Raw genomic sequence first — 12,660 nt, forward strand, 5'->3', positions numbered from 1 at the left:
CATTCCTAAATAGATTTAAAAAATGAGAGTAGGAAAGGATGTTTGTGTAACTAAGGGAATGAACATTCATTCCGGAAAGACTAGTTTAATAGAATTCACAAAATAATGTAATAGAACAATAGGAATGAACGTTCATTCCGTTACTAACGTGAAACTTTCAAAACGGGAGATGATTCAAATGAGCAAGTTAAAAAGTTGGAGAAGTTTATCTTTTCTATTATGGATAGTTATTACTATTACAATGGTCGTAACGATGCCTAATATGGATCAATTAGTGAAAGAAAAAGGGAAAATTACAATCCCTAATACAAAGCAAAGCAGTATTGCTGACAAGATGATGAAAGAGATGGATAAAGAAGGGGTTGAAAAGTATGAAATTATAGCCGTTTTTAATAGTGGCAATAAGGCAGCTTTAACAGATGAACAAAAAAAGGAAATAACAAAAACAATCAACGCTCTGCAAAATGAAAAAGAGCAATTAGGAATTAAGGAAGTTGTTTCACATTTAGACAATAAAGACTTGGAGAAACAATTAGTTTCTAAAGATAATACGACTATTTTAACGCAAATATCGATAGATAAAAAACATGGTGAAATATCAAAAGTTTCAAATAATCTTCATGAAAAAGTGCAAACGAAAGGGGTAAAAACGTATTTAACAGGAAGTGACTTAATAGCGGGTGATTTTCTTAAATCCTCTCAAGAGGGAGTGAAAAAGACAGAAGTTATTTCAATCATTTTCATTCTTGTAGTATTAATCCTCGTATTCCGTTCACCAGTTGTTCCAATTGTTTCTCTTCTTACAGTTGGTATATCGTATTTAGTTTCAATGGGGATTATTGCCCAGCTTGTAGATCAATTTAATTTTCCATTCTCAAACTTTACACAAGTGTTCGTAGTCGTCGTCCTGTTTGGGGTAGGAACAGATTATAACATTTTATTATATACGAGGTTTAAAGAAGAATTAAGTAAACAAGAAAATGCATTTTTAGCTACGAAAGAAACATTCAAATCAGCAGGTAAAACTGTATTATATAGCGGAATAGCGGTGCTAATTGGTTTTGCATCACTTGCTTTAGCAAGTTTTAAATTATATCAATCGACTTCAGCGGTAGCAATTGGTGTTTTAGTATTATTACTCGTATTAACGACTTTAAATCCATTTTTCATGGTGCTTTTAGGAAAAGGAATGTTTTATCCAGTTAAAACATTTAAAGGTCATGAGGATAGTCGCTTATGGGGATTCTTTGCGAAAAACTCAGTAGCAAGGCCATTTGTCGCTTTAATCATCGTATTCGTAATATCGATTCCTTTCGTATTAAAATACTCTAATACACTTAATTACAATGATTTATTTGAAGTGGATAATAAGTATGAATCCAAGATGGGTATTAACGTAATAGAGGATCATTTTCCGCCTGGTTTCTCTTCACCGAGTACATTAGTCATTCAATCTGATAAAAAGCTGGATGAAGGAACTTCTCTACAAATTTTAGACGAATTAACTGATAAAATTTCGAAAGTTAAAGGTGTGTCAGAAGTATATGCACCAACACGTCCAACTGGTGAGAAGATAAAAGAATTATATTTAAATAAGCAAGCGGGAGAATTGAATACAGGATTAGGAGATGCCGATGGTGGCATAAAGGAAATTAATGATGGATTAACAGATGCGAAAAATAAAATGGGAAGTAATGATTCAAATAGTCTTGCGAATGTTCAAAAATTAATTGATGGAACGAACGAGGCGAAAAACGGGGTATCAGCATTAGGAACAGCTTTACATCAATTATCAAATGGCATAAACGACGGTGCACAAGGAGCACAGCAAATTGAGAGTGGTTTAGCTTCAGTAAACGAAAATATAAATGTTCTATCTAATGCAACGTCGCAGCTGCATGCTGGTTATGCACAGTTAGAAAAAGGTTTAAACTCTTACGATCAATTCTTCGGAAGTATTTTTCAAGCGATTGATGGTGCGAAAAAGGGATATGAACAAATTGAAATGTTAATGACCAATTTCGTTCAAACGAAACCAGAATTAGCGAATGATCCAAACATACAACAAACGATAGGAATTGCTAAAGAGGCTCAAAAGAAATTAAGCGTACTTTCAAATGAATTAAATCAATTAGCAGCACAGCACAAAACGGCGATGAGTTCATTTAAAGAAGCGAATCAATCGTTACTGAAAGTGGATAACGGCTTAAAAGAAATGAGCAATGGAGTTAATAAGTTACAAAAGGGAGCAGACGATCTTAAAAATGGATTAAATGAAGGTTCTTCAGGTTCAAAACAAATTGCAAATAAATCAGTTGAGTTACAATCTGGATTAACGAAAATAAACGATGGGCAAGGACAACTTTTAACGGGCCTTAAAGACCTGCAAGAAAAGATGGGGCAATTACAATCCGGTTTATCTAAAAGTACAGAAGGGCTTGGAAAAGTAAGTAATGGCCTGCATGACGCACAAAAATATTTAGGGGAGCTCAATGAATCGAAGAGCTCTGAGAAGTTTTATATTCCAAAAGAAGTGCTAGAGGGAGAAGATTTCCAAAAAGCATTGAACACGTACATGTCGCAGGATAGAAAAATTGCTAAAATGACTATCATTTTAGATGTAAATCCGTATTCAAAAGAAGCGATGCCAATTATTCAAGAAATCAATAAAACAATCGATGGCACTGTAAAGGGAACGGAATTACATGATGCGAAAACAGCAATTGGCGGAACAACAGCTAGAAACGTTGATTTAAAAGAAGTAACAGGGCAAGATTTCTTACGTACAGCTACAATTATGTTAATTGGAATTGCGATTGTATTAATCGTAATTACACGCTCATTACTAAACACAATATTTATTATTGGCTCATTACTATTAGCGTACTTCGCATCACTCGGTATAAGCGAACAAATTAGTGCACATGTATTACATGTAGATTCATTAAGCTGGAATGTTCCATTCTTTAGCTTCATTATGATTGTCGCTTTAGGAGTGGATTATAGTATTTTCGTAATGATGCGCTATAACGAGATAGAAGGGGATTCGGTAACGAAAATTGTAACTGCATCTCGTCATATAGGAGGAGTTGTATTATCAGCGGCGCTAATTTTAGGCGGGACATTTGCAGCATTAATTCCATCAGGTGTATTAACACTTATACAAGTTGCATCAGTAGTTGGCGTTGCACTTCTTCTATTAGCTTTAATTGTGATGCCGATATTATTACCGGCGTTAATAGGGTTAACGAGTAAAATGAAGAGTTACAAAGAGAAAATAATAAATACGAAATAAGAAGAGACTGTAGGGAATGATTTCTCTACAGTTTTTTCGGTATATAATATTTCAGATGAAAATGAATCCGATATATTACAGAATGAGCAGTGAAAGGTTATATGAGAAAGAGGTCGATGATATACATACAATAGCTAGGGGAAGGGACAAAAACTATCCGATTTCATTGTAGAAAGGTAATCAACCGTTGCTATTCATCCAGCTTCTACTATATAATAGCTATAGTCTACAATAATTGAGTCGTAATATGCGATTTTTTAAGACAATCGGTGAGAAAACGCTGAAATAAGCGGTATTAGTAGGAGGACACAAATGATTACAGTAAGTAACGTTAGTTTGCGTTTCGCGGATCGCAAATTATTTGAAGATGTTAACATAAAATTCACGCCAGGTAACTGCTACGGTTTGATCGGAGCAAACGGTGCTGGTAAATCTACATTTCTAAAGATTTTATCTGGAGAAATTGAACCATCAACAGGTGACATACATATTACGCCAGGTGAGCGTCTAGCAGTATTAAAACAGAACCACTTCGAATATGAAGAGTTCCCAGTATTAGAAACAGTAATTATGGGTCACACGCAACTTTACAAAGTAATGCAAGAGAAAAATGCTATTTACATGAAAGAAGACTTTAGTGATGAAGATGGAATGCGCGCTGCTGAACTTGAAGGTGAGTTCGCTGAGCTTAACGGTTGGGAAGCTGAGTCAGAAGCTGCAATTCTTCTTAAAGGTTTAGGTATTGGTGAAGATCTTCATGATAAGAAATTGTCAGAATTAACTGGGGCAGAGAAAGTAAAAGTATTACTTGCTCAAGCTTTATTCGGTCAACCTGATATTCTATTATTAGATGAGCCTACCAACCACTTGGACTTAAAAGCGATTCAATGGTTAGAAAACTTCTTAATGAACTTTGAAAACACAGTTATCGTAGTATCCCATGACCGTCACTTCTTAAATAAAGTATGTACGCACATGGCTGACCTTGATTTCGGTAAAATTCAACTTTATGTTGGTAACTATGACTTCTGGTATGAGTCAAGCCAATTAGCTTTAAAATTAACACAAGATGCTAATAAGAAAAAAGAAGAGAAAGTAAAAGAGTTACAAAACTTCATTGCACGCTTTAGTTCAAACGCTTCTAAAGCGAAACAAGCAACTTCTCGTAAAAAATTATTAGACAAAATTACATTAGATGATATTAGACCGTCATCACGTCGTTACCCATTCGTTGGCTTCACACCTGAGCGTGAAGTAGGAAATGACTTATTAACTGTTGAAGGTCTTTCTAAAACAATTGATGGTGAAAAAGTGTTAGATAATGTGTACTTCACTTTAAATAAAGGTGATAAAGTTGCATTTATCGGCCGTAACGATATTGCGATGACAACATTATTTAAAATTCTTATGGGTGAAATGGAGCCGGATAGCGGTTCATTTAAATGGGGTGTTACAACCTCTCAATCTTACTTCCCAAGAGATAACTCTAAGTACTTTGAGAACAGTGATTACAACTTAGTTGAATGGTTACGTCAATTCTCTCCACAAGATGAGTCTGAAAGCTTCTTACGTGGTTTCTTAGGCCGTATGTTATTCTCAGGTGAAGAAGTTAAGAAGAACGTTTCTGTATTATCTGGAGGCGAAAAAGTTCGTTGTATGTTATCTAAAATGATGTTAAGTGGTGCGAACGTAATCACACTTGACGATCCAACGAACCACTTAGACCTTGAGTCAATCACAGCATTAAACAACGGTTTAATTGCATTCAAAGGTACAATCTTATTCACATCTCATGACCATCAGTTCGTGCAAACAATTGCAAACCGCATTATCGAAGTAACACCAAACGGTGTAATCGATAAAGAGGCTACTTATGATGAGTTCTTAGAAAATGAGGAACTTCAAAAACAAGTAGATGCAATGTACAAAGGTCAATAATATATAATGAAAAAACTCGTTCTTTTTAGAGCGAGTTTTTTTGTCGAGAAAACGTAACATCGCTGGTCGGTCAAATGAATAATTATTCAAATATAATATTAATGAACAGGAGAATTCTTTCATGTATGGAAGGGATGTAATGACTTTAAGATTTAAATAGTTAGTTGAAGAAGGGAAATGTAAGTGGAGTAATATAATCAAATCGTATTATTTTGTCATGTGAAATATGTACCAAATTTGGAGATAGAATAGTTTGCGAATGAGTTTATAAAGGTATATAGTATGGGGTGTCATAATTAGTGGATGAATCTTGGGAGAAAACAGGAAATGTTACAAATTTATTTTGTTAAATAGAAACCAAGGTCAAAATGTCTAGAAAGAAATAGTTGAATAAATACTAGCTTCAAATTATAATTACTAATATTCTTCATATAGTTAAATAAAGATAATCTATTTGAAGAAGAAAATTTGAATAGAGAGACAGACTTATAAAAAATAAGCCTTGGATGATCAAAAGAGGTGGAGAAATGAAACAGTTCTTATTAAAGAGCAAAAGTGTGTTAAGCAATCATTTTGGATTCTTTCTGTTTGCCGTTATTTTATTGTGGCTCAAAACATATGCAGCTTATGTAACAGAATTCAATTTAGGAATTTCAAACACAATCCAAAAATTCTTGCTGTTTTTTAACCCGCTTAGTTCAGCAGTTCTATTTTTAGGACTAGCATTATTTGCAAAAGGGAAACGATCTTATATTTGGTTAATTATCATTAATTTGTTATTGTCGATCCTTTTATACGCAAACGTAGTATACTATCGCTTTTTCAGTGACTTTATTACGTTCCCGACATTAACACAAACGAATAACTTTGGAGATTTAGGTGGTAGTATTCTTGCATTGCTACATCTTTATGATCCATTATACTTCTTAGACACGATTATATTAATTGTGTTAGTCGCAACAAAATTTGCAAATCCAAAACCAATTCGTGTTGCGAAGCATAAATTATCTCTAGTATTTGTAGTAGGTATTTTATTATTCAGTGTTAACTTAGGTCTTGCAGAGTCTGACCGTCCTGAATTATTAACAAGAACGTTTGACCGTAATTATATTGTGAAATATTTAGGTGCATACAACTACACAATTTATGATGGAATTCAAAGTGCGAAAGCATCGACAGAACGAGCATTAGCTGATGGTGATAATATGACAGAAGTACGAAATTATTTAACATCAACTTATGCAAGTCCAAATCCTGAGTATTTCGGTAAAGGAAAGGGAATGAACGTAATTTACATTCATTTAGAGTCATTCCAAAACTTCTTAATTGATTACAAATTAAATGGTCAAGAAGTTACACCGTTCTTAAACTCATTTACAAAAGATGCGAATACACTTTATTTTGATAACTTCTTCCATCAAACAGGACAAGGGAAAACATCTGATGCGGAGTTTATGTTAGAGAATTCAATGTTTGGTTTACCGCAAGGTTCTGTCTTTACAACGAAATCTCATAATACGTATCAATCAGCACCAGCTATTTTAGGACAACAAGGATACACATCAGCAGTATTCCACGGTAACTACAAAACATTCTGGAACCGTGATGATATTTATAAATCATTTGGTTTTAATAAATTCTTTGATGCGTCATACTACGATATGAATGAAAAAGACGTAGTAAACTACGGATTAAAAGATAAACCGTTCTTTAATGAATCTATTCCGTTATTACAAACGTTGAAACAACCGTTCTATACGAAGTTTATTACGTTATCGAACCATTTCCCTTATCCAATCGATAAGGCAGAAGCAACGATTGAACCAGCAACAACAGGTGATTCATCAGTAGATACGTACTTCCAAACAGCACGCTATTTAGACGAATCTGTAAAAGGCTTCATCGATTACTTGAAACAATCTGGTTTATATGATAACTCAATTATTGTTATGTACGGAGACCATTACGGCATTTCAGATAATCATAACGCAGCAATGTCAAAAGTAATGGGTAAAGAAATGAACTCATTTGAAAATGCACAGTTACAACGTGTACCATTAATCGTTCGTGTACCAGGAGTGAAAGGTGGCGTACAACATCAATATGGTGGTGAAATTGACGTTCTTCCAACGCTATTACACTTACTAGGTACAGATACAAAGAATTATGTTCAATTCGGTTCTGATTTATTATCACCAGATCATAAACAAGTCGTTGCGTTCCGTAACGGTAACTACGTAAGCCCAACAGTTACTGCACTAAACGGCAAATACTATGATACAACTACTGGAAAACCTGTAGAATTTACAGATGAAATAAAGAAAAATGAACAAATGGTTCAAAACTCACTAAAATACTCTGACCAAGTCGTAAATGGTGACTTATTACGATTCTACACACCGGAAGGATTCACTCCAGTAGATCGTTCGAAGTATAACTATAACAACCGTGATAAAAACAAAACAAAGGTAAAAACGACTCCGGAAGGGGAAGCTAAATAATAAAAGGCGCTATTCATATGAATAGCGCCTTTTATTTGTAAATATACCATCATTATGAGACAGAACCAGCTGTTGCTTTTTGTTTTGCCTTTCCGAAGAAAACTACACCGACGATGATAATAATGATAAATGCCCATTTAACGAAAGGGTTACTTTCGAAAAATCCAGCGAACCACTTCTCATCTACAATCATTTTCGCGGCAGTATAAGCTAAAACGGCTGCTCCGATCGTAATGATGACAGGAAAACGATCCACCCATTTTAAAATTAATGTACTGCCCCATACGACTACTGGAATAGACACTAATAGTCCGATGATTACTAAAGAAAAGTTACCATGGGCAGCTCCTGCAACAGCGAGTACATTATCAATGCCCATTAACGCATCAGCAATAATAATGGTTTTAATGGCAGACCAAAATCCTTCTTCGGCTTTAATATCATGGTTTTTGCCCTCAGCGATCAGCTTGTAAGCGATCCAAATAAGAAGTACACCACCAATTAGGAGTAATCCAGGTATTTTTAATAACCAAACGACAACTAAGGTAGCGAGGGCCCTAATAGCGATTGCTCCAATGGTTCCCCAAATGATAACTTTCTTTTGTTGGTCTTTCGGTAATCTTCTTGCTGCTAATCCAATTACAATGGCGTTATCTCCGGCTAACACTAAATCGATTACAATAATGGCAAGCAAGGCAGACAAATATTCAGATGAAAGAAAATCCATATACATATCACTCCTTAAGAGTAATATGTGCTAAAGTGTTGATAATATAAAAAAAGGATTGAAATTGTATATTCAATTCTTTTTTGACTGTATGTTTTTATTTTGGATAAGTCGCTTTTGTAGTTTTTTACTTATCACGTTTCTTTCTTAAATTGATTCCAAGCTTCTTCAGTTTGCACTATAAATACGATTATATAACATCTACTTATTTAAACTAGGTTAAAGATAGCATGTGATATTTCAAAGTTAAATTTATTTGATAAAAGGAAAGGGACGTATACTATTGATATGGTGCAAGCGTGTATAGGTTTTCTCTATAAGGAAATTCTAAAAACGATAAAAAAGACTTGATAACCTACTAGAGGGGATCAAGTCTTTTCATTACATACGATTATCATGCCAGAAGTTTAATGGGAAGTGTTCGTTCTCATTATATGCTTCTAATTCATATCCTTTTTCTTTCAGTCCTTTAATAATTCCAGGTACTGCTTTTACTGATTGTGGATGAATATCATGCATAAGGATAACTTCTGTTGGATTTGTAGAATGAGCTAGAACGTTTTCTACAATTTTAGCTGATGCAGCATCAACTTGCATTTTGTTATATTTCCAGTCTAAAGAATCAATTGTCCAATCCCAAACTTTTAAGCCATTGTCTACAACTTTGTTGCGAAGAGCTTCGTTTAATCCTGGCATAGAGCCGTAAGCTGGACGAGTTAATACTGGTGATTTACCTAAAACACCAGCGATTAAGCCTTGGTCTTCCTTCATTTCATCTACGTAATGACCTTCAGTGTAAAGTTTCTTGTAGTTATGAGTCATACTGTGCATCCCAACGTAGTGGCCTTCAGCATCTTCGCGTTTTACAAGATCAGGGAAAGCTTTTACGTTTGAACCAATTAGGAAAAATGTTGCTTTTGCATTTTCTTTCTTTAACATATCTAAAAGCTCAGCTGTGTATTTTCCAGGACCGTCATCAAATGTTAAATAAGCGACTTTTCTAACTTGCCCGTTATAATGTTTTGGAGCTTCTTTCGGAGCAAGAGATGTTTGAATCTCACTTACAAGTTGAACAGATTTTGCTTCATCCTCTGTACTAGCTAAAGCAGTATGTACTGATCCAAAAGCCGCTTCGTATGTGAATAATACTCCCGCACAAACTAACATAGCCCTTTTTACTAAAGTTGTCATTCGAATTCCATTGTGCATAATTTTCCTTCTCTCTATAAAAGTTCTACTCTACTATATTAGCAATTATAGGTAGGGAAATGCAAAGAAACTTTTTTACACTTGTAAAAAAGTTTACCCAAAAGTATGCAAGATTTTATATCAATTGCAGTTTTGAAAAATAGAATGAATTTAAACTTTATTATTTAAACTTTCAATCACCAAATCATACTTTCGTATCACTTCGTTTTCGTTCCAAATATTGATTCGAATATTTTTGATTTTTATTAAAATATTGGTAAAGAAACAATTATATGAAAAAAGGAGCGGGAATATGAATAATTATATTTGCACTACATGTGGAGTACAGTATCCCGAAAATGAAGAAGCACCTTCTCACTGTAAAATTTGTAATGAGGAAAGGCCATATGTTAATCCAATTGGGCAGTCATGGATAACATTAGAAACAATGCAAAATAGCAATTTATACTAAAGTCCTATTGTTTATTAACTAATAGGTCTTTCAACTTAGGAAGCTCACACTAATGAGGGATGTTAAAGGGAATATATCTAACCTATACTAATTACTATAAAGCTTTGGAAAATGAAAAGGAAGAGATTTGCATGAAGAATTGGGTTCAATTTAGAATTGCAAGACCAACAGATAAATTGGAAGAAGTGATTAGTTTTTATGAAACAGGATTAGGATTAAAACGTATAGGGGAATTTCACAATCATGAAGGATATGACGGGGTTATGTTTGGATTACCAGATGAAGAGTATCATTTGGAGTTTACTTCACATGTTAATGGAAGTCCATGTCCGGCACCGACAAAAGATAATTTACTAGTTTTTTATATGCCTAATAAAGATGAAATTGAAAATATAGTAAATCGATTAAGTAATATGGGCTACCATGAGGTGGAACCAGAAAACCCGTATTGGATAGAGAAAGGAACCACAATAGAGGATCCAGATGGTTGGAGAATTGTGCTTATGAATGCATCTGAATAAGGAAACTATTTTCATATGAAATAGAGTGTAGCAAAATGATTTAGACATAAATCCCTACAGCGTTTGTAGGGATTTTTATATAAGAAAATCTTATTGAGAGAATTATTAAAATGTAGAAAGTATTTTGGTTAAGAATAAATGTAATCAATATCATTTATGCAGGAGGTATAGAAGTATGACATTAAAACATTTGTATGAGTTTTCTAAAAATGTCGGGAATACACCTCTCATTAAATTAGAATGCGAAGAACCGAAGAACCGAAGAACCGAAGAACCGAAGAACCGAAGAACCGAAGAACCTTTCTATCTATGCTAAATGTGAATGGCATAACCCTACAGGATCAATTAAGGATAGGGCAGCACTTGGAATGATTAATAAATATTTACAAGAAGCGGACGAAAAACAAAATATTTTATTCTACGGAAAATTGTTACCATCAAAAAACTGTACATGTTAAACATACAGTTTTTTGATGGTGTAGCTGTGCGATGTTTAGAAATTTCACATACCGTACTTTCAAAATAAATATAGGAAAACCAAAAAGTAATGTAGAATATATCGTACATACATATATACAGTCAACATAAAAGATAAAGAGGTGGGTATATGTTACTTGAGGAAGTAATGCAGCAACTAGAGGAATATGGAACAGAACAAAATCGAAAAACGTATAAAAACCACGGAGCGAAAGAGCCGTTATTTGGAGTTAGTTTTGCGAATTTAAAATTGTTAAAAAAGAAGATAAAAAAAGATCATGATTTAGCAGTTGGATTGTGGGAAACGAAAAATATGGACGCAATGACATTAGCAACTTATATTTTAGACCCGAAAAAAATAACGACAGAACAGCTTAATAGTTGGATTCAGGATGTTGATTATTACTGTTTGATGGATGTTCTTATGAAATCTATATGTACTTCGCCAATTGCAATAGAAAGAATGGAAGAGTGGACAAAGTCTAATGATGAATGGATTGGAAGAGCTGGCTGGTCTTTATTAGCAAATATAGCGATTAAAAATAAAACGTTACATGATGATTTCTTCTCTCCGTACTTAGAAGAGATTAAAGAAAATATACATAATGAAAAAAATAGAAAAAAAGAAGCGATGAATAGTGCTTTAATCGCAATAGGAATTCGTAATGAAGACTTAGAGCGACAAGCGATTGAAATTGCACGTGAAATTGGAAAAGTAGAGGTTGATCACGGTGCAACGTCATGTAAAACACCAGATGCAGAAAGCTATATAAAAAAAGCGAGAGAAAGAGCTGAAAAAAGAAAGTGAAATAAGAAAAGAGGAACAGTTATGAAACCAATTGAAGCAGCACAAAACATAATTATATCACAATTTCCGAATTGTGATGTAGCTTTACTCGGCGGAAGCGTTGCACGAGGAGAAGCGACAAAAACATCTGACCTTGATATTGTAATAATCGATCAAAGTTTAACTTCTTGCTATAGGGAATCTTTCTATAGTAATGGATGGCCTGTTGAGGTGTTTGTTCATAATTTTGGAACATATAAAACCTTTTTCAAAATGGATTGTGATCGAGGGAGACCGTCGTTACCACAATTAGTTTCGGAAGGGATTGCATTAAAAGGGGAAAAGGAAATTGTTGAGAAATTAAAAAAAGAAGCGAATGATTTACTACATAAAGGACCAGCTAAATGGACCGAAGAAACGATTAAGCAGAAGCGATATTTTATTACGGATACTTTAGATGACTTTATTGGTGCAACAAAAAGAGAAGAAGAATTGTTTATCGCTAATTTATTAGCGGATTTAGTACATGAATATGTATTAAGAGTAAATGGTAAGTGGCTTGGGAGTTCAAAATGGTTTATTAGAGTGCTAAGAAGATATGATGAGCAATATGCAAACAAATTTGTAGCCGCTTTTGATCATTTTTATAAAACGGGAGAGAAAAATGAATTAATTCATTTTATAGAAAAGACGTTAGAACAGTATGGTGGAAGAGTGTTCGAAGGATTTTCTATTGGTAAATAAAAAGGGGAGA

General features: G+C 34.0%; 8 protein-coding genes and 1 pseudogene. 7 read left to right on the forward strand and 2 right to left on the reverse strand.

Annotation, left to right across the window (positions count from 1 at the left end):
- Positions 1 to 178: 178 nt before the first annotated feature.
- The 3 genes from AU379_RS09290 (at position 179) to AU379_RS09300 (ending at position 7,734) form a co-directional block, all read left to right on the forward strand.
- Complete coding sequence (locus AU379_RS09290; protein ID WP_061139165.1) at positions 179 to 3,295, forward strand: MMPL family transporter; 3,117 nt, start codon at positions 179 to 181, stop codon at positions 3,293 to 3,295.
- 312 nt (positions 3,296 to 3,607) lie between these two features.
- Positions 3,608 to 5,233, forward strand: a complete 1,626-nt coding sequence (locus AU379_RS09295) for an ATP-binding cassette domain-containing protein (protein ID WP_000633864.1) — start codon at positions 3,608 to 3,610, stop codon at positions 5,231 to 5,233.
- A gap of 527 nt (positions 5,234 to 5,760) precedes the next feature.
- Positions 5,761 to 7,734 (forward strand): LTA synthase family protein, encoded by a 1,974-nt coding sequence (locus AU379_RS09300; RefSeq protein WP_000808774.1) that lies wholly within the window; start codon positions 5,761 to 5,763, stop codon positions 7,732 to 7,734.
- A 52-nt stretch (positions 7,735 to 7,786) separates the two neighbouring features.
- Here the strand turns inward: AU379_RS09300 and AU379_RS09305 are convergent, their stop codons facing one another.
- Both AU379_RS09305 and AU379_RS09310 read right to left on the reverse strand, forming a co-directional pair.
- Positions 7,787 to 8,461 carry a TerC family protein gene (locus AU379_RS09305; protein ID WP_000346955.1) on the reverse strand — a complete coding sequence of 225 codons (675 nt, stop codon included), beginning with the start codon at positions 8,459 to 8,461 and terminating at the stop codon, positions 7,787 to 7,789.
- A gap of 381 nt (positions 8,462 to 8,842) precedes the next feature.
- Positions 8,843 to 9,670 (reverse strand): peptidoglycan-N-acetylglucosamine deacetylase, encoded by an 828-nt coding sequence (locus AU379_RS09310; protein ID WP_000551443.1) that lies wholly within the window; start codon positions 9,668 to 9,670, stop codon positions 8,843 to 8,845.
- 582 nt (positions 9,671 to 10,252) lie between these two features.
- Here AU379_RS09310 and AU379_RS09315 point away from each other — a divergent pair.
- The 4 genes and pseudogenes from AU379_RS09315 to AU379_RS09330 all read left to right on the forward strand — a co-directional run bounded on the left by AU379_RS09315 (position 10,253) and on the right by AU379_RS09330 (position 12,650).
- The gene (locus AU379_RS09315; RefSeq protein WP_000800677.1) at positions 10,253 to 10,642 is read left to right on the forward strand and encodes a VOC family protein; all 390 of its coding nucleotides are present in this window, start codon (positions 10,253 to 10,255) and stop codon (positions 10,640 to 10,642) included.
- Positions 10,643 to 10,817: 175 nt separating this feature from the next.
- Positions 10,818 to 11,064, forward strand: a pseudogene (locus AU379_RS09320) (pyridoxal-phosphate dependent enzyme); the annotation flags it as partial.
- Positions 11,065 to 11,249: 185 nt separating this feature from the next.
- Positions 11,250 to 11,927 carry a DNA alkylation repair protein gene (locus AU379_RS09325; RefSeq protein WP_000923453.1) on the forward strand — a complete coding sequence of 226 codons (678 nt, stop codon included), beginning with the start codon at positions 11,250 to 11,252 and terminating at the stop codon, positions 11,925 to 11,927.
- Between the two features lie 21 nt (positions 11,928 to 11,948).
- A complete protein-coding gene (locus AU379_RS09330; protein WP_061139166.1) occupies positions 11,949 to 12,650 on the forward strand; it encodes a nucleotidyltransferase domain-containing protein in 702 nt (233 codons plus the stop codon).
- Positions 12,651 to 12,660: the final 10 nt, after the last annotated feature.

The sequence above is a fragment of the Bacillus sp. JH7 genome (genome assembly GCF_001563515.1).
Taxonomy (GTDB): domain Bacteria; phylum Bacillota; class Bacilli; order Bacillales; family Bacillaceae_G; genus Bacillus_A; species Bacillus_A cereus.